Origin of the sequence: Amycolatopsis acididurans (assembly GCF_012328925.1) — a bacterium.
Classification (GTDB): domain Bacteria; phylum Actinomycetota; class Actinomycetes; order Mycobacteriales; family Pseudonocardiaceae; genus Amycolatopsis_E; species Amycolatopsis_E acididurans.
Map to the genome: position 1 here is coordinate 643,457 of NZ_JAAXLS010000002.1, position 17,330 is coordinate 660,786.

General features: G+C 70.6%; 16 protein-coding genes. 10 read left to right on the forward strand and 6 right to left on the reverse strand.

Annotated features, from left to right (window positions below; genetic code table 11):
- Positions 1-15 precede the first annotated feature (15 nt).
- Positions 16-552, reverse strand: a complete 537-nt coding sequence (locus HFP15_RS06480) for a MarR family winged helix-turn-helix transcriptional regulator (protein ID WP_168512400.1) — start codon at positions 550-552, stop codon at positions 16-18.
- 242 nt (positions 553-794) lie between these two features.
- Here HFP15_RS06480 and HFP15_RS06485 point away from each other — a divergent pair, with 242 nt between their 5' ends.
- Together HFP15_RS06485 and HFP15_RS06490 are read left to right on the forward strand one after the other, a co-directional pair.
- The gene (locus HFP15_RS06485) at positions 795-998 is read left to right on the forward strand and encodes a tautomerase family protein (RefSeq protein WP_168512402.1); all 204 of its coding nucleotides are present in this window, start codon (positions 795-797) and stop codon (positions 996-998) included.
- Positions 999-1,109: 111 nt separating this feature from the next.
- Positions 1,110-3,098, forward strand: coding sequence for an APC family permease (locus tag HFP15_RS06490; RefSeq protein ID WP_168512404.1), 1,989 nt, complete (start codon positions 1,110-1,112; stop codon positions 3,096-3,098).
- 5 nt (positions 3,099-3,103) lie between these two features.
- On the opposite strand, the gene HFP15_RS06495 is transcribed toward HFP15_RS06490, so the two are convergent.
- Positions 3,104-3,670, reverse strand: coding sequence for a redoxin domain-containing protein (locus HFP15_RS06495; RefSeq protein WP_210716748.1), 567 nt, complete (start codon positions 3,668-3,670; stop codon positions 3,104-3,106).
- An 88-nt stretch (positions 3,671-3,758) separates the two neighbouring features.
- On the opposite strand from HFP15_RS06495, the gene HFP15_RS06500 reads away from it, so the two are divergent.
- The 5 genes from HFP15_RS06500 (at position 3,759) to HFP15_RS06520 (ending at position 9,261) form a co-directional block, all read left to right on the forward strand.
- The gene (locus HFP15_RS06500; protein WP_168512408.1) at positions 3,759-4,598 is read left to right on the forward strand and encodes a helix-turn-helix domain-containing GNAT family N-acetyltransferase; all 840 of its coding nucleotides are present in this window, start codon (positions 3,759-3,761) and stop codon (positions 4,596-4,598) included.
- A gap of 93 nt (positions 4,599-4,691) precedes the next feature.
- Positions 4,692-6,113 carry an amino acid permease gene (locus HFP15_RS06505; protein WP_168512410.1) on the forward strand — a complete coding sequence of 474 codons (1,422 nt, stop codon included), beginning with the start codon at positions 4,692-4,694 and terminating at the stop codon, positions 6,111-6,113.
- A gap of 23 nt (positions 6,114-6,136) precedes the next feature.
- Entirely contained in the window at positions 6,137-7,354 is a 1,218-nt protein-coding gene (locus HFP15_RS06510; protein WP_168512412.1) for an arginine deiminase, read from the forward strand.
- Positions 7,355-7,369: 15 nt separating this feature from the next.
- A complete protein-coding gene (gene argF, locus HFP15_RS06515) occupies positions 7,370-8,365 on the forward strand; it encodes an ornithine carbamoyltransferase (protein WP_210716749.1) in 996 nt (331 codons plus the stop codon).
- The gene (locus HFP15_RS06520) at positions 8,362-9,261 is read left to right on the forward strand and encodes a carbamate kinase (protein ID WP_168512414.1); all 900 of its coding nucleotides are present in this window, start codon (positions 8,362-8,364) and stop codon (positions 9,259-9,261) included. Before argF ends, HFP15_RS06520 begins: the two co-directional genes overlap by 4 nt.
- Before the next feature lie 3 nt (positions 9,262-9,264).
- Here HFP15_RS06520 and HFP15_RS06525 read toward each other — a convergent pair whose 3' ends face one another.
- From HFP15_RS06525 to HFP15_RS06540, 4 genes are read right to left on the reverse strand one after another with little or no spacing between them, the layout of a single operon-like run.
- Positions 9,265-9,894 carry a 3-keto-alpha-glucoside-1,2-lyase-like domain-containing protein gene (locus HFP15_RS06525; RefSeq protein ID WP_168512416.1) on the reverse strand — a complete coding sequence of 210 codons (630 nt, stop codon included), beginning with the start codon at positions 9,892-9,894 and terminating at the stop codon, positions 9,265-9,267.
- Positions 9,891-11,690, reverse strand: coding sequence for a glutamine--fructose-6-phosphate transaminase (isomerizing) (glmS, locus tag HFP15_RS06530; protein WP_168512417.1), 1,800 nt, complete (start codon positions 11,688-11,690; stop codon positions 9,891-9,893). Before glmS ends, HFP15_RS06525 begins: the two co-directional genes overlap by 4 nt.
- A 20-nt stretch (positions 11,691-11,710) precedes the next feature.
- A complete protein-coding gene (locus HFP15_RS06535; protein ID WP_168512419.1) occupies positions 11,711-13,012 on the reverse strand; it encodes a glycosyltransferase in 1,302 nt (433 codons plus the stop codon).
- Complete coding sequence (locus tag HFP15_RS06540) at positions 13,009-13,152, reverse strand: hypothetical protein (RefSeq protein ID WP_168512421.1); 144 nt, start codon at positions 13,150-13,152, stop codon at positions 13,009-13,011. The genes HFP15_RS06535 and HFP15_RS06540 overlap by 4 nt, the downstream gene beginning before the upstream one ends.
- 383 nt (positions 13,153-13,535) lie before the next feature.
- Between HFP15_RS06540 and wecB the strand changes: the two genes are divergently transcribed.
- Genes wecB through HFP15_RS06555 form a run of 3 tightly spaced genes read left to right on the forward strand, consistent with a single transcriptional unit; the run spans position 13,536 to position 17,106 of the window.
- Positions 13,536-14,744 (forward strand): non-hydrolyzing UDP-N-acetylglucosamine 2-epimerase, encoded by a 1,209-nt coding sequence (gene wecB / locus HFP15_RS06545; protein ID WP_168512423.1) that lies wholly within the window; start codon positions 13,536-13,538, stop codon positions 14,742-14,744.
- A gap of 14 nt (positions 14,745-14,758) precedes the next feature.
- The gene (locus HFP15_RS06550; RefSeq protein WP_168512425.1) at positions 14,759-16,501 is read left to right on the forward strand and encodes a DUF2334 domain-containing protein; all 1,743 of its coding nucleotides are present in this window, start codon (positions 14,759-14,761) and stop codon (positions 16,499-16,501) included.
- Positions 16,498-17,106, forward strand: a complete 609-nt coding sequence (locus tag HFP15_RS06555) for a hypothetical protein (RefSeq protein ID WP_210716750.1) — start codon at positions 16,498-16,500, stop codon at positions 17,104-17,106. The genes HFP15_RS06550 and HFP15_RS06555 overlap by 4 nt, the downstream gene beginning before the upstream one ends.
- Positions 17,107-17,330 lie beyond the last annotated feature (224 nt).

The following is a 17,330-nucleotide window of genomic DNA, read 5'->3' on the forward strand; positions in this document are numbered from 1 at the left end:
GACAGTGCCGCTGGTTCAGACCCAGAACGCGTCCACGCCCTGCTCCACCGCCGGCTCGTCGCCGGCCTCGGTGAACGCGGTGAGCGCACGCACGAGCCCGCGCCGGGTGGTGGCGGGCATCCGGCCGACGATGCGGGTGATCTCGGCGCGCCGCCGCTGCGTCACCTGGCGCACCACGGCGGCGCCGCCGTCGGTCAACGTGACCACCAGTTCGCGCCGCGAAGCCGGGTTCGCCGTCCTGCTGACCAGATCGGCCGAAACGAGGCGGTCCACCATGCGGGTGGCGGTCGAGGGGTTGACCGCGAGGTGCTCGGCGAGCGCGGTCAGCTTGAGCGGGCCTTGCGTGTCGAGCACCACCAGCAGCCGGAACTGCGGAATCGTGATCGATTCGTCGACCGAGGCGATCGAGCGGGCCGAGACCGCGACGAGCAGGCGCGAGGCCGTCAGTACCGCGTCCGTCACCGCGTCGACGGCGTCGGGCGCGAGTTCCTCAGCGGAGCGCGCGGCGCGTCCGGAGCCTGCGGCGGCACGAGTCGGGCGGCGAGTCGGCATGCCTCCTTTTTACCTCATATCGCCGGCACCTAACCTGGGCAACTGTTGCTCGGAGCAACAGTTGCCACCGGAAGGAGTTTCTGACGGGGCTGGCCGACCGTTGCCCGCAGGGCATGCTCCGCGCGCTGCCGCGCGGCGCGATCGGCCGCCCGCCAGTCGTGAACCGGTCCCAGCCCGACTGGCTGGACAAAGTGGTCGCCGGGAGCCGAGCCTCGGGACGACCACCCTGGACGGAGGAACCGATGCCGATCATCGAGGTCACCCTCGCGGAAGGCCGCACGCCGGCCCAGCTGCGCGAGCTGATCCACCAGCTGACCGAGGCCGCGCACCGCGCGATCGACGCCCCGCTCCCGTCGATCCGCGTCATCCTGCGCGAGACGCCTGCGACCCATTTCGCCGCAGGCGATGTCACCCTGGCCGAACGACGGCAGGAGACGGGCGGCTGAAGCGATCATTCGCCCCTCGCGACGGCCACCGGACCGGCCCGGCGATTTTTTGACGAGATCTATACGCCTTGACGGCCGTTCGGGCGATCACTGTCTGCTTACCCTGCGGGCGTGCCTCCTGCGACGTCCCTGCTCAAGCGCCTGGTGGTCGGTCGTCCGTTTCGCAGCGACCGGCTCGCGCACGAGCTGCTGCCGAAACGGATCGCGCTGCCGATCTTCGCCAGCGACCCGTTGTCCTCGGTCACCTACGCCACGCAGGAGATCCTGCTGATCCTCGCCCTCGGCGGGGTGACGTTCCTGCATCTGACGCCGTGGATCGCGCTGGCCGTCGTGGTGCTGCTGGTCGTGGTGGTGCTGTCCTACCGGCAGGTGGTGCAGGCCTACCCGAGCGGCGGCGGCTCCTACGAGGTCGCCTCCCGCAACCTGGGCCGCAGCGCCGGGCTGGTGGTCGCGGGCGCGCTGCTGGTCGACTACATCCTCACGGTCGCGGTCTCGGTGGCGGCGGGGGTGGACAACATCATCTCGGCGGTGCCCGAGCTCAACCCGTACCGTGTGCTGATCAACATCGTGTTCGTCGTGCTGCTGACGGCGATGAACCTGCGCGGGGTCCGCGAGTCGGGACGCACCTTCGCCGTCCCCACCTACGCGTTCGTGGTCGGCGTGCTGCTGATGATCGTGATCGGGCTGGTCGAGACGCTCGTCGGGCACCGTCCGGTCGCCGAGAGCGCGCATTACGGCATTCATGCCGAACAGGTCGGCCTGTCCTCACTCGCACTGGTGTTCCTGGTGCTGCGGGCGTTCTCCTCCGGCTGTACGGCCCTGACCGGCGCCGAGGCGATCTCCAACGGGGTGCCGGCCTTCCGCAGGCCGAAGGGCCTCAACGCCGCCCGCACGATGAGTGCGATGGGAATCCTGTCCATCGTCATGTTCAGCGGGATCACCCTGCTGGCGCTGATCTCGCAGGTGAAGATCGCCGAAAGCGCCTGTGACCTCGTCGGCTATCCCGGCGACTGCGCGAACGGGGCCCAGCGGACGGTGATCGCGCAGATCGCGGCGGCGGTGTTCGGCGGGGACCAGAGCATCGGGTTCTACTACCTGCAGGGCACCGCGGCGCTGATCCTGATCCTCGCGGCGAACACCGCGTTCAACGGCTTCCCGCTGCTCGGCTCGATCCTGGCCCGCGACCGCTACCTGCCGCGGCAGTTGCACACCCGCGGCGACCGGCTGACCTTCTCCAACGGCATCATCCTGCTCGCGCTGGTCGCGGGCGCCCTGATCTACGCGTTCGAGGGTTCGACCACGAAGCTGATCCAGCTCTACATCATCGGCGTGTTCACCTCGTTCACGCTCTGCCAGGCCGGCATGGTGCGGCACTGGAACCGCGAACTGCGGCAGGCCGCGACGGCGGCCGACCGGCGCCGCATCCGGCGCGCCCGGGTCATCAACGCCTTCGGCACCTGCTTCACCGGGGTCGTGCTGGTGGTCGTGCTGATCACCAAGTTCTCCCACGGCGCCTACCTGGTCGTGATCGCCATCCCGGTGCTGTTCGTGATGATGCGCAGCATCCAGCGCCACTACCGCCGGGTCCGCGACGAGCTCGAGCCGGACGATTCCGGTGGCCTGCTGCCCAGCCGGGTGCATGCCGTCGTCCTGGTCTCCACGTTCCACAAACCGACCCAGCGCGCACTGGCCTTCGCCAAGGCCGCCCGGCCCGACACGTTGAGCGCCATCACGATCAACGTCGACGACGCCGAGACCCGTGAGCTCCAGCGGATCTGGGAAAGCCACGGAATCAAGGTGCCGCTGAAGGTGCTCGAGTCCCCGTACCGGGAGATCACCAGGCCGGTGCTGAACTACATCAAGACGCTGAGCCGGGACAGTCCCCGCGACGTCGTGTGCGTCTACATCCCCGAGTACGTCGTCGGACGCTGGTGGGAGAACCTGCTGCACAACCAGAGCGCGCTGCGGCTGAAGGGACGGTTGCTGTTCGAGCCGGGGGTCATGGTCGTCAGCGTCCCGTGGCAGCTGCGTTCCAGCTCCCGGCGCGACCTCGAACGCGCCGAGCACCTGCCCGGTGACGTCCGGCGCGGCATCCTGTGACCGTTTCAGTTCTCGCGGAGCCACGCGGCGACTTCGCCGGCGTGGGCCGCGGGTTCCGGGACGGGCGCGAACACGTGCTCGATCACCGGGCCCGACGCGACGATGGTGAATCGCTTGAGCAGCCGCTGCCCGCCCGCGGACCAGGTGGGCAGCCGCAGCCGGCCGGTGATCGTCTGCGCGTGGTCGCTGAGCAGCGGGAAGGTGAGCTCGAGACGTTGTGCCGCCTCGCGTTGCTCGGCGGCGGGCTGGGTGGACAGCCCGCAGACCGCGCCGCCGAGGTCGCCGATGACGCTGGCGAGGTCACGGAACGAGCAGGATTCGGCGGTACAGCCGAACGCGCCGGGGATACTCGTCCAGTCGGGCGTGATCGGTTCGCGGCCGGGCGCGCCGATGGCCGGATACGCGTAGATCACGAGGCGCGCCACGGCGGCGGCGAGCTCGCGCAGCGACACCTCGCCCGCGGTACCGGTCGCCGGAACGCGTGTGCCCGGTAGTTCCGCGCCGAGCAGGTGCGCGACGTCGGCGCTCGTCGCGACGGCGCTGCGCTCGTCGCCGGGACTGGTCGGCGTCACGGCGTTTCCTCCGTTCTCCGAAGGGCTCATTGTCCAACCGCTCCCGCCAGGGCCGCAACCATCGATCACAGTCGATACACTGCGCGTCATGACCATCGCGACGCCCGGGCCGCCGATGCTGCCCGACGCCGAGGCCGCCACCTACGCGGGCTGGTTCGCGTGCCTGGCCGAGCCCACCCGCGTCCGGCTGCTGCACGCCGTGGCCACCGCGCCCCGCGGGCTCACCGTCGGCAAGCTGACCGAGATCCTCGGCACCAGCCAGTCCACGACCTCGCACCACGTGCGCAAGCTCGCCGAGGTCGGCTTCGTGCGGCTGCACAAGGAAGGCACGGCGACCTGGGTCACCGTCAACGCCGCCTGCTGTACCGGGCTGCCCCACGCCGCCGACGCGGTCATGGGCCTGCTCGCGCCCCGCCCGTGCTGCCCCGGCGACGTGCCCGCCGACGTCACGGTCCGTGCGCTGCGCGACGAGGACTGGCCGGCCGTACGGCGCATCCACGCCGAAGGCATCGCCACCGGCACCGCGACCTTCGAAACCAGCGTGCCCAGCCGCGAGACCCTCGACGGGAAGTGGCTTTCCGGGCACCGCTGGGTCGCCGAACTGGACGGCGAGGTGGTCGGCTGGGCCGCCGCGGGCCCGGTATCCACACGCGACTGTTACTCCGGCATCGCCGAAACCTCGATCTACGTCGCCGACGGCCACCGCGGCCGCGGCATCGGCAAGGCGCTGATCCGCAAGCAGGTCACGGCCGCCGACGACGCCGGACTCTGGACGTTGCAGACCTCCATCCTGACCGGGAATCGCACCAGCATCGGCCTGCACCATTCCGCCGGCTTCCGGACGGTCGGCGTCCGCGAACGCATCGCGCGCCGGGACGGCGTCTGGCACGACACGGTCTTCGTCGAACGCCGCAGCGCCCTGAATTGACTTTGGTCCCCGCGAAAGGACCGATCGTCTCTGCCCCGCTGCTGATCTTCCCCGTTTTCATGAACGGCATCGCGACGTTCGAAGGGGAAACCGATGTCCAGACCTCAGCCCGCGGCGGAACGGCCAGGGCCGTCGACTCCGGCGGAGCACAAGGCCCGCGCGCTCGGGCTCACCTCGGCGACCGGGCTCGTCGTCGGAAGCGTCATCGGCACCGGCGTGTTCACCATGCCCGCGGTGCTCGCCGGAGCCGGGACCAGCTCGCTGGTGGTGCTCGCGGTGGTCGCGCTCGGTGCCTCGCTGCTCGCCGTCCTCTTCGGACAGCTGACCAGGCGGGTCCCCAACGCCGACGGCGGGCTCTACGCCTACGCCCGGCACGAGTTCGGTGACTTCGCCGGGTACCTCACCGGCTGGTGCTACTGGGTTTCCGCGTGGGCGGGCAACGCCGCGATCGTGTCGTCGTGGGTGCTCTACGTCGACGCTCTGCTCGGTCTGGACAATCCGTCGGGATGGGTGAACTGGGGCATCGCGCTGGCCGGACTCTGGATCCCCGCGGCCGTCAACCTCGCCGGGGTACGCCAGATGGCCTGGTTCGAGAACGTGACGGTGGTGCTGAAGTTCGTGCCGTTGCTGTTCGTCGGCGTGGTCGGCTGGTTCTTCGTGTCGCGCGGCAACTTCGGGGCCTTCAACGCCTCGGGCGGGAGCCTCTACAGCGCGGTCGGGATCGCCGCGGGGGTGGCGCTGTTCGCGTTCATCGGCGTCGAGGTCGCGGCCATCATCGCGAAGCGGGTGCGGCGGCCCGGGCGCAACGTCGGCCGCGCGTCGCTGCTGGGCACCGCGGCCAGCGCCGTGCTGTACCTCCTGGTCTCCGCCGCGGTGATGGGACTGGTGCCGCACGACACGCTCGTCGCCACCGGCACGCCGTTCGTCCCGGCTTTCCAGGCGATCCTGCCGCTCGGCTGGGCCGGAAAGCTGGTGGCCGCGCTCGCGGTGATCTCCGGCATCGGCGCGCTCAACGGGTGGACACTGGTCACGAGCGAGGTTTCCCGCGCCACCGCCGCCGACGGGCTGTTCCCGAAGGCGTTCGCCTGGGCCGATCGCAAGCACACGCCGTGGTTCGGCATCCTCGTCGCCGCCGCGCTTCCGTCGGTGCTGATGCTGTGGCGCTACACGGCCAGCTCGGGCCTGACGGTGTTCACGTTCCTGGTCAACCTTTCCGTCGTCACGGTGGCGATCCCGTACTTCTTCTCGGCCTGCGCGCAGCTGACCTACCTGGTTTCGCGCCGCCGGCGCGTCCGTGGCCTGCTGCTCGTCCGTGACCTGCTCATCGCCGGCGTGAGCGTGTTGTTCTCGCTGTGGGTGACCTTCGCGGCCGGGTACGCCGCCGTCTACCAGGCCCTGGTCCTGCTGCTGGCCGGGTTGGTGGTCTACGCGTTCCTCAACGCCAGGCGGCACAACGGCGAAGAGGCCGCGAAACCGGGCGAGGACGACACCACGCAACTGCCGCACGCGGCCTGATTCCGAAGGAAGAACTTGATCCCATGTTCACTGTGGACTCCGAGGTCGGCCGGCTTCGCCAGGTCGTCGTTCACCGGCCCGGCGCCGAACTCGCGCGGCTGACTCCCCGCAACGTGCACGAGCTGCTGTTCGACGACGTGATGTGGGCGAAGAAGGCCAAGGAGGAGCACGACGTGTTCGCCGAGACCCTGCGGGACCAAGGCGTGCGCGTGCACTACTTCGACCGGTTGCTGGCCGAGACCCTCGACACGGGCGAGGGACGTGCCTTCGTGCTCGACCGGATCTGCACGCCTCACTTCGCGGGTCCGGCCCTCGCCGGCGAGCTGCGCCGCCTGTTCGACGACCTCGACGGCCCGGACCTGGCCTCCTTGCTGATCGGCGGTGTCCTGAAGGCGGATCTGCGCCCGTTGCGGGCCGACAGCCTGAAATGGCACACGCTCCGGGCCGACGATTTCCTGCTGCCACCATTGCCCAACCACCTGTTCCCGCGCGACAACTCGTGCTGGGTCTACAACGGCGTCTCGGTCAACCCGATGGCCAAACCCGCGCGGCGGCGCGAAACCCTGCACGCCCGCGCCATCTACCGGCACCACCCCCTCTTCGCCGCCGGCGGCTTCACCACCTATTACGGCGACGACGACACCGACCACTTCCCCGCGACCCTCGAAGGCGGCGACGTGCACGTGCTCGGCGGCGGCGCGGTACTCATCGGCATGGGCGAGCGGACCACCCCGATGGCCGTGGAAATCCTGTCCCGCGCGCTGTTCGCCGGTGGGTCGGTCACGAGCGTCATCGCGGTCGAACTCCCCCGCTCGCACGCCATGATGCACCTGGACACCCTGATGACCATGGTCGACAAGGCCACGTCCGTGCTCTACCCGTACTTCGACCGCGGGCTGCGGTCCTGGACGGTCACCGCCGGGGGTGGGCCGGGCGAGCTCGACGTGCGGCAGAACGCCGACCTGTGGGAAACGCTGGCGCGGACGCTGGACGTCGGCGAGGTGACGGTGCTCTCGACCGACGAGGACATTCGCGCCGCCGAGCGCGAGCAGTGGGACGACGGCAACAACTACCTGGCCGTTGCCCCCGGCGTGGTCCTCGGCTACGACCGCAACGTCGCCACCAACACCATGCTGCGCAAGCGCGGCATCGAGGTCGTGACCGTCCCGGGCGGCGAACTCGGCCGCGGCCGGGGCGGCCCGCGCTGCATGAGCTGCCCCATCGAACGCGATCCCGCCTGACCGAGGAGAATCCCGATGAACCTGCAGGGACGCAACCTGCTCAAGGAAACCGACCTCAACCGCGACGAGTTCGAGTACCTGATCGAGCTCGCGGAGCGGCTGCGGCACGAGAAACGCGCCGGGATCCGGGGACAACGGCTCGCGGGCCGCAACATCGCTCTCGTCTTCGAAAAGAGCTCCACCCGGACACGCGCCGCCTTCGAGGTCGCCGCGCACGACGAAGGTGCCCAGGTCACCTACCTCGGCCCCGGCGAGTCGCACCTGGGGCACAAGGAATCCATTGCGGACAGTGCGCGGGTGCTGGGCCGGATGTTCGACGGCATCGAATTCCGCGGCTCCGCGCACGAGGCCGTGGAGACCCTCGGCGCCCACGCGGGCGTGCCGGTGTGGAACGGGCTGACCGACCTGTGGCACCCGACCCAGATGCTCGCCGACATCCTCACCATGCGCGACCACGCGCGTAAACCGCTCGAGGACGTCAGTTACTGCTACCTCGGCGACGGCCGCAACAACGTCGCGAACTCCCTGCTCGTGACCGGGGCGCTGCTCGGTCTCGACGTGCGCATCTGCGCGCCCGGCGAACTGCAGCCCACCGCCGCGGTGCAAGCCGTCGCGACCGATCTCGCGGCCGGGTCGGGTGCCCGTACTGTCGTCACCGACGACATCGGCAGCGCCGTCCTCGGCACCGACTTCGTCTATACCGACGTGTGGCTGTCCATGGGCGAGCCCGCGCCGAACTGGGGACCGCGCATCGAGCAGCTGCTGCCGTACCAGGTGACCACCAAGGTCCTCGGCGCCAGCGAGAACCCGGCGGTGAAGTTCCTGCATTGCCTGCCCGCACTGCACAATCGCGACACCGACCTCGGCCGGGAACTCGGCGAGCGGTACGGGCTCGACGCGCTCGAAGTCACCGACGAGGTGTTCGAATCGCCCGCCTCGATCGTGTTCGACCAGGCCGAGAACCGCCTGCACACCATCAAGGCGCTCATGGTCGCCACGGTGGCACCGTGAGGATCGTCGCGGCGCTCGGCGGCAACGCGCTGCTCGAACGTGGCGAGGCGCCGGATGCCGAAATCCAGGAACGGCACGTGCTCGCCGCGGCCGAGGCCCTCGCGCCCCTGGCTCGTGACCACGAGCTGGTCGTCACGCACGGCAACGGGCCGCAGGTCGGGCTGCTGGCGATCGAGAACGAGAACGATCCCGCGCTCAGCCGCCCGTATCCCTTCGACGTCCTCGGCGCCCAGACCCAGGGCATGATCGGCTACTGGCTCGTGCAGGCGCTGCACAACCTCGCCGGGCTCGACGCGGCCTGCGTGCTCACGCGGACCGTGGTCGACCGGGACGATCCCGCGTTCGCCGCGCCGTCGAAATTCGTCGGCCCGGTCTACGACACCCCCACCGGCGCGCATCCGGACTGGATCCTTCGTCAGGACGGCGCGAAGTGGCGTCGCGTGGTGCCCTCACCCGAACCGGCGGGGCTCGTCGAGCTGCCGCTGATCCGCACCGCCGTCGCCGCCGGTACCACCGTGGTGTGCGCCGGTGGCGGCGGCATCCCCGTCGTCCGCGACGAGCGGGGACGGTTGCGCGGCGTCGAAGCGGTCGTGGACAAGGATCTCACCGCCGCGTTGCTGGCACGGGACCTCGCCGCCGACGTCCTGCTCCTGCTCACCGACGTCGCCGCCGTCGAGGACGGCTTCGGCACTTCCGCCGCGCGTCCGATCCACGACGTCACGTCCGAGGAGCTGCGGGCACGCCGCTTCCCCGCGGGCTCGATGGGGCCCAAGGTCGACGCGGCGTGCCGCTTCGCCGACGCCGGTGGCGCGCTCGCCGCGATCGGCAGGCTCGACGACGCGGCGGCACTGGCGGCGGGCACGGCGGGCACTGTCGTCCGGCGGCATCCCGCCTGACGGTCACGGCAGCGCGCGGATCGTTCCCGGCTGGAACTCCGCGGTCGCGTCCTCGGCGTAAAGACCGATCCGCCCGGCCGGGTAAGGGCGTTCGTCGTCGCGCAGCGTGATCGGTTCGGCTCCATCCACCCAGACCGTGATGGTCGTGCCGGTCTGCCGGACGCGGACCTCGTGCCAGTCCCCCACCGTGAACCGGCCCGGCCCCGTGGCCAGGAACCGCTGGCTTCCCGGGTAGGCCGGGTCCTCCTTGCCGATCTCCCAGCCCGAGCCCTTGAGCAGCACGTAGTAGAAGTGCTGGGGATCGGTGTAGTGCCACAGCACCCACCCGGCCTCCCACTCGTGCGGCGTGGGCACGCGCAGCTGAGCCACCGTACGCAGCCGGATCGTGGCGTCGAAATCGCCGTAGCCTGCGACGCCGGCGATGAGCGCGGCGTGGGTGTCGGCCCCGGTGGGCGCGACGGGCGAGACGACCAGCGTGCCGTCCGGGCGGCTGCCGGTGTGGCCGTATCCGGTGAACACGGACTGCCAGGCGCCGTGAACGCTGCCTTCCGGCCACGTCTCGGGCGCCTGGCCGGTACCACAGGCGGTGACCAGCAGGGCCGCGAACACGGCCCCCGCTCGTCGTCGTGTCATTCCACCGTCACGGATTTGGCCAGATTACGCGGCCGGTCCACGTCGTGGCCAAGGTGCCGGGCCGTCTCGCGCGCGAGGTGCTGCAACGCCACGACCGATTCGACCGGCCCCCACGGGGCCTGCTCGCCGGGCAGTGCGACCGGCAGGACCGCGTCCTCGCCCCTGCCGACGGTGATGATGCGCGCGCCGCGGGCCGCCATTTCACGGGCGTTGACCGCGAGCCGCGCGACCGGTTCGGCCTGCACCAGCACCACCGGCGTGCCCGGCTGGATCAGCGCGATCGGCCCGTGTTTGAGCTCGCCCGCCGGCAGCGCCTCGGTCCAGCGGTAGGACAGCTCCTTGAGCTTGAGCGCGCCTTCGAGTGCGAAGGGCACGCCCGTTCCCCGCGAGACGAAGATCCAGCCCGGCTCGGCGGCCAGCTCGGCCCCGACCGCCGCGGCGGGGGCCGCCGCCTCCCTGCTGGTCGCGGCGAGGCGGTCGGGTATGCCGCGCAGCAGCCGCTCGAAGTCGCCGAGCCGGCCGGCGTCGAGCCGCTGGTGTGCGGCGGCGAGGCTCAGCGCCACCGCGGCCCCGGCGATGACCTGTGCGGTGAACGATTTCGTGGCCGCCACCCCGATTTCCGGTCCACAGCCCAGGCCCAGCACCGCGTCCGCGCCTCTGGCCAGCGTCGACTGCGCGTTGTTGGTGATCGCCAGCACCGGGTCGCGCCACGCCTCCAGTGCGGTGAGCACGTCGGCGGTCTCGCCCGACTGGGAGATCGCCATCGTCAGCGTGCCCGGTTCGGCGACCGCGAGCGCGTGCTCGCTCGCCGTGACCGTGTGCGCGGGAATTCCGGCGCAGGCCAGGGTGTTCGCGATGGCCTGCGCGGCGTACGCCGAGCTGCCGCACGCGACGAGCCGCACTCGTGAAGCGGCCGGAACCCCCAGCTCGCGCAGCAACTGTCCGTTGTGGATCGACGGGGCCAGGCTGTCGACCAGTGTTCGCGCACCCGCGGCCTGCTCGCCGATCTCCTTGGCGGTGAAGTCGGCGGAACCGTCCAAAGTGGCCGCGGACCGGCGGGTGGTGATCCGCCATTTCTCTGGCAGGGGCGCGGCTTCTCCAGTGTGGTCGAACCACGCGAGGCGCTCGGACAGCACCACGATGTCGCCGTCGGCCAGTTCCCGCACGGTGGCCACCGAGGCGTCGAAGCCCAGCTGGTCCGAGGCCGCCATGCGCGCCCCGGGCGCCTCGCCGACCAGCAACGGGCTGCGGTGGCGGGCCAGTACGATCCCGTCGAAGCCTTCGACGGTGATCGCGAGCGCCCACGAACCGGACAGGCGGCGCACCGCGGAGGCGGTGGCCTCGGCGAGCAGGTCGGCCCACAGGGGCCCGTCGAGCAGGGCGAACTCGTCCTCGATGAGGTGCCCGATCAGCTCACTGTCCACTTCGGTCTTGATGACGTGCCCGGCGGCGACGAGCTCCGCCCGCAGCGCCGAGGCGTTGTCCAGTGTTCCGTTGTGCACCAGGGCGATCCGGCCGGTGCAGTCGCGGTGCGGATGGGCGTTGGACTCCGACGGCTCGCCGTGCGTCGCCCACCGCGTGTGCGCGATGCCTCCGTGCGCGTCCACGTCGTGCGCGGGCAGCTTGGCGGCCAGCTCGGGCAGCCTGCCCAGCGACCGGAACACCCGCACCGGCCCCGAACCGGCGTTGAGTGCCACGCCGGTCGAGTCGTAACCCCGGTATTCCAGGCGCGCCAGCGCATCCAGCACAGCGGGCAGGGCAGGCTCGGAGCCGTGGTAGGCGACGATTCCACACATGATCTTTCTCCGTGATCGAGTCAGCCGGCGAGCACCGGGCTGGGGGTTTCTTCGTGCAGGCGCTCGGTTTTCGCCCAGGCGTTGCGCCGCAGCAGATGGCGGCCGAGCGCGCGCCAGGTGGCGGCCATGCCGAGCAGGAGGAACAGGGGGTAGGCGAACCCGGCCAGCAGCGCGCGCCGCAGCGGTTCGTCCCGCAGCCGCAGGCGGTGCACCAGGCCCCACAACAGGCCCGGAACGGCCAGTGTGGCAAGCCATGCGGCGGCGGCGAGCGGGAGGTCGGCTCCGGTGGCGACGACGCCGCCGAACGACGTGCCGGTCATCCACCCGGCCGCGGACAGCCCGGCAATCCCGGCGACCGCGATCGAAGCGGGCACCAGCAGCCACGGCGCGAGCAGGTAGTAGGCGAAGTCCAGCAACGCGAACGTCCGGATCGCGGGCGAGGCGATCAGCTTGGGCAGATACCGCAGGCACTGCAGGTTGCCCTGGCCCCATCGCGTGCGCTGGCGGATGAGCCGCCGCGGGTCGACGACGGCCTGCTGGGTGATGACCGCGTTGCTGGCGTACCGGATCCGCATCCCGGCCAGGTGTACGCGCAGGCCCAGTTCGAGATCCTCCACGAGGCACCGGGACCACGGCGCGTCCCCGAACCGCATGAGATCGGACAGCCGCACGAACTGGCCGTTGCCGCCGAGATCGACACTGCCCAGCACGTCACGCAGGCTCTGCGAGGCGTCGGCGATGCAGGAGAATTCCATGTCCTGGACCAGACCGAGCAGCCGGTCGCGGTTGTGGATGCGGACGCGGCACTGCACAGCACCGACATCACGCCGCCGGAAGAAGCCCGCGACCTCACGCAGCATCCCGGGTTCGCCGCGCCCGTCACCGTCGATGACGCCGACGACCGTCTCGCGTTCGGCGCCCTCCCCGACGGCGACGCCACGGATCCAGCGGTAGGCCGCGTTGAGCGCTTCGCCCTTGCCGCGGCGCGCGTCGGGCAGCGCGCGGCGAAGGACGTGCAGGCGCGGATGGTCAATGGCGGCAAGGATCTCGGGCGTGGAGTCGGTCGAGGCGTCGTCGACCACCAGCACCCGCACCGGGGTCTGCGGTGAGTCCAGCGCCAGCGCGGCACGCACCGTCGCGGCGACCACGCGCTCCTCGTCCAGTGCCGGGATCACGATCCAGAACCGCAGCTGCGGCAGCGGTCCGTTGTGGACGTCGGGCCGCGGGCGCCAGAAGGCGAAGGCGGCCAGCACGGTGTTCTGCACCGGCCAGGCCAGCAGCAGAGCAAGGCCGACGATCAGCCAGGTGGACAGCCCGCTCATCGTCGCCCCCGCACGCTTGCCCGGCCCGACCGGACGGCCAGCCGTAGTCCCGTGGCCCGCAACGCCAGCAGCAACGCGACCGCCGTGACCACGTACAGCAGATAGGCGGCGAAACCACCGCCGGCGAATCCCAGTCCCATTCCCGCTGCTGCACACGGAGAGACGACACGGACAGTCGACATTTCGTTCCTCAAGGCTCGGTTGCGATACGGCGAGAGGTTCGGAAAGGACTGGACCGCCGTTACATCGTGGCGAAAGTGGCCTGAACCACAGTGGATATTTTCTGCCCCGCGCGGGTGATCCGCGATCACACAACGCGCATCCGGCTGCTCACCGGGTGTGCAAAACGGACTGCCGACTGGTGTGAACCAGAGGCTTCCGGCCCAGTGGTCCGTGCTCACTGTGGTCCCCGAAAAATGGTGACCAAGGTCCATCGGACAAATCGAACATCGTAACGGGCGGCAATCCGGCTCGATTCTCCCGGCACATCCCCACCATCCGAAAAAATCTCCGTGAGGATCCGATGAGTTTTCTCCCCACCGCGGCGCCCGAGGCGCTGCTCGTCGCGGGCACCCGGCCCGAGGCGATCAAACTCGCCCCGCTCGCACTGGCCATGGCCGCGGCCGGCCGTATCCGGCCGATCGTGCTCGCGGCAGGGCAGCACCCGACGATGGTGCACGAGGCACTCGCCGCGTTCGGCCTGCGTCCCGACGCCGAACTCCGGCTGGACCGCCGCACCGGCGCGCTGGCCGAACTCGCGGCCGCCGTGGTCGCGGGCATCGACCGCTTGCTCGCCGAGCGTGGCCCCGCCGTCGTGGTCGTCCAGGGCGACACCACGACCGCCGCGATGGCGGCACAGGCCGCGTTCTGGCGGCAGATTCCCGTGGTGCACCTGGAAGCCGGGCTGCGCTCGCACGATCTGTACTCCCCGTTTCCGGAGGAGGCCAACCGCAAGATCATCGGCCAGGTCGCGGCCCTGCATCTCGCGCCGACCACCGAGGCGCAGGCCAACCTCGCGGCCGAGGGCATCGCGGGCCCGAACCTGCTGACGATCGGCAACACCGTCGTCGACGCGGTGCGCACGATCGCCGGGCTGTCGCGGGAATGCTCCGACGCACGACTCGAAGCCGCGATCGAACGGGCCCGTTCGGGAGGGACGCGGCTGGTGCTGGTCACCGCTCACCGCCGCGAGTCCTGGGGCGCGCCGCTGAACGAGGTGCTGCGCGCCGTCGCCGATCTCGTCGCCGCGCACCCCGACATCGAGGTCGTGCTGCCCGTGCACCCGAACCCGCTGGTCGGCGATCAGGTCCGGACCGTGCTCGGCGGTCTGCCGCGGGTCACCCTGACCGAGGCGCTGCCCTACCAGGACCTGGTGCGCGCGCTGTCCGCCGCCACGCTGGTCATCTCCGATTCCGGGGGCATTCAGGAGGAGGCGCCGAGCTTCGGCGCACCGGTGCTGGTGCTGCGCGAGGTCACCGAGCGGATGGAAGCCGTGCGTGCCGGGTGTGCCCTGCTCGTGGGCACCGACCGGGCCAAGCTCACCGGTGCCGCGAACCGCCTCCTCCGTGACGAACAGGCCCGGCGCGCCATGACCGCCGCCGGTAATCCCTTCGGTGACGGCAGCTCCGCCGACCGCGCCGAGCAGGCGATCGCCTGGCTGCTCCGGCTCGCCGCCGAACCGCCCGCCGAGTTCGGGGCCGCGCCGCGCGCCGGCCTGCCGACCGCGGCATGAGTGGAGGCAACACCATGCGAAAGCCCGCACGCGCGCTCGCCGTCACCGGCGCGATCCTGGCCGCCACGCTCGCCGTGACGGTGCCGCCGCTGGCCGCCACCCCGGCCGCCGAGGCGGCGAAGCCCACCGTTGCCCACACCGGCGCGCAGACGAAGTCGCTGCCCGCACCGCCTCCGCCGGCACAGGTCGTGCCCACCGCTCGGGTGCTGCAGGCCGCCTCGACGACCACCACAGCAGGCACCAACGGGTCAGGTGCGCCGGGCGCCAACGCGAACCAGCGCACCCTGATCCTTTACGACACCACCAACTCCTGGGGCTGGCTCGGCGAGGCGTACGCGGCCGAAGCGGGAAACCTCGCCTCACACGGAAGCGCCTACACGATGCATCCGGTGGCGTCCTACCAGGCCGGAGAGCTCGCCGGATACACCGGCGTGATCTACATCGGGTCCACCTACGACGAGCCGATACCGGTCGCCTTCCTCGACGACGTGCTCGGCGGCACCAAACCGGTGCTGTGGATGGCCGACAACATCTGGCAGCTCACCGCGCGCGCCGGGGACTTCGCGACGCGCTACGGCTGGACGTGGACCCAGTTCGACTTCGCCACGACCCCGACCGTGACCTACAAGAACGTCGCGTTGCAGCGCAGCGCGCTGGCCGCGCCTTCCGGTCTGCTGACCACGACGGTCACCGATCCCGCGAAGGTGAGCGTGCTCGCCACCGCCACCCGCGCCGACGGCACGACAGAACCGTGGGCCGTCCGCAGCGGAACGCTGACCTATGTCGCGGAAATCCCGTTCAGCTACGTGGGCCCGCTCGACCGGTACTTCGCCGCGGCCGATCTCGTCGGGCAGATCGCCAACCCGGCCACCCCGGCGCGCAAGCGGGCTCTGGTGCGGCTGGAGGACGTCAGCCCCGGTGACGACCCGAACGAGCTGCAGCAGGTCGTGAACTACCTGTCCGGACAGCACATCCCGTTCACCATCGGTGTGATCCCGCAGTACCTCGACCCGAACGGGTACTACGACAACGGCAAACCGGTCAGCACGTCGCTTGCTCAGGCGCCCGCGCTGGTGAAGGTTCTCAAGGACGCCCAGACCAAGGGCGGGACCATCATCATGCACGGCTACACGCACCAGTACGCCAACGTCGCCAATCCCTACGACGGAGTCACCGCGGACGATTTCGAGTTCTACACCGCACACGTCGACGCCTCGAACGCGGTCGTCTACGACGGACCCGTGCCGGTGGACTCCGCGGCGTGGGCACAACAGCGCATCACGGCGGGCAAGGCGGGATTCACCGCGGCCGGGCTGGCCGTGCCGACCGTGTTCGAGACCCCGCACTACGCGGCCTCGGCAACGGACTACAGCGTCTTCGCGCAGAACTTCGGCACCCGCTACGAGCGCGGGCTGTACTTCGCCGGCTGGTGCCCGTCGGGCGCGTGCGGTACCGGCACCCCCGACTACTCCAAGATGTACGGCCAGTACTTCCCTTACCTGGTGCGGGACATCTACGGCAGCGTCGTCGTGCCGGAGGATCTCGGCAACGTCGAACCCGTGCCCTACAACACCAATCCGGCGCGGCTGCCCGCGGACATCCTCGCCAGCGCGAAGGCGGTCGGCGTGGTCCAGGACGGGGTGCAGAGCTTCTTCTACCACCCGTATCTCGGCACGAGCTATCTCAAGCAGATCGTGAGCGGGCTGAAGTCCATGGGCTACACCTTCGTCCCGGCCGGCACGGTGGCCGCCGGATGATGGCACGGATCGCCGCCGCCACGCTCGCCGTGGCGGCGGCGCTCACCGCGTGTGGCGCCGCCGCGGACGGCGGCTGGACGGTGACCGTCTACTACACGGCCGTCGAGTCGTTCCACCACGAGCAGGCACAAACCGTTCAGGGCTGCCTCCAGCTCGACTGTGACAACGGTCATAACTCACTCGGGCAGTATCCGGCCGGCTTCGTGGCCGCGGTCCACGACGAGGGAACCGGCCTCATCACCGACGGGCCGCACGCCGGGCGCTACCTGAACTGGTCGTCCGATTCGGGGTACTGGCTCGACACCGCCGCACGGGACAGCAACGGCCGCCCGCTGGAGCCGTTCGTCTCGGCGGCGGCCGACGGCGTCGCCGACGGCACACCGGTCCGGATCACCGGATGCGGCACCCTCGACGACGGCACCGCGGTCCCGGCGGCGGTGTGCGCGCGACTGTCGCAGGCGAACTGGCGGATCCGGGACGAGTTCACCCCCGGCCTCGGCGGCACCGGCCACCTCGACGTCTACATCGGACAGGAGACCGGGCCCGCCTTCACCAGCCGGCCCGACTACGTGACCCTGCGAAGAGCCACGGTGGTCGTCGGCTGAGTACTGGCGATGAAGCTAAACTGGTATCGAGAACTGACCCTCCGTGCACGGACAAGGACTTGTGGAGGTGTGGTGCCGTGCCCGGTAGCGACGCTGACGAGCGCCCGACGCCGCCGATGCGGGAGACGCTGTCGCAGTTGCGGCTGAACGAGCTCCTGCACGAGGTCCAGGACCGCGTCGGGCAGCTGGCCGAGTCCCGCGACCAACTGGACCAGCTGCTGGAA

Bases quoted from the DNA above. Each gene is read 5' to 3' on its own strand.
- HFP15_RS06480 (WP_168512400.1), bottom strand. From the start codon at position 552: ATGCCGACTCGCCGCCCGACTCGTGCCGCCGCAGGCTCCGGACGCGCC.
- HFP15_RS06485 (WP_168512402.1), top strand. From the start codon at position 795: ATGCCGATCATCGAGGTCACCCTCGCGGAAGGCCGCACGCCGGCCCAG.
- HFP15_RS06500 (WP_168512408.1), top strand. From the start codon at position 3,759: ATGACCATCGCGACGCCCGGGCCGCCGATGCTGCCCGACGCCGAGGCC.
- HFP15_RS06505 (WP_168512410.1), top strand. From the start codon at position 4,692: ATGTCCAGACCTCAGCCCGCGGCGGAACGGCCAGGGCCGTCGACTCCG.
- HFP15_RS06510 (WP_168512412.1), top strand. From the start codon at position 6,137: ATGTTCACTGTGGACTCCGAGGTCGGCCGGCTTCGCCAGGTCGTCGTT.
- argF (WP_210716749.1), top strand. From the start codon at position 7,370: ATGAACCTGCAGGGACGCAACCTGCTCAAGGAAACCGACCTCAACCGC.
- HFP15_RS06525 (WP_168512416.1), bottom strand. From the start codon at position 9,894: ATGACACGACGACGAGCGGGGGCCGTGTTCGCGGCCCTGCTGGTCACC.
- glmS (WP_168512417.1), bottom strand. From the start codon at position 11,690: ATGTGTGGAATCGTCGCCTACCACGGCTCCGAGCCTGCCCTGCCCGCT.
- HFP15_RS06535 (WP_168512419.1), bottom strand. From the start codon at position 13,012: ATGAGCGGGCTGTCCACCTGGCTGATCGTCGGCCTTGCTCTGCTGCTG.
- HFP15_RS06540 (WP_168512421.1), bottom strand. From the start codon at position 13,152: ATGGGACTGGGATTCGCCGGCGGTGGTTTCGCCGCCTATCTGCTGTAC.
- wecB (WP_168512423.1), top strand. From the start codon at position 13,536: ATGAGTTTTCTCCCCACCGCGGCGCCCGAGGCGCTGCTCGTCGCGGGC.
- HFP15_RS06550 (WP_168512425.1), top strand. From the start codon at position 14,759: ATGCGAAAGCCCGCACGCGCGCTCGCCGTCACCGGCGCGATCCTGGCC.
- HFP15_RS06555 (WP_210716750.1), top strand. From the start codon at position 16,498: ATGATGGCACGGATCGCCGCCGCCACGCTCGCCGTGGCGGCGGCGCTC.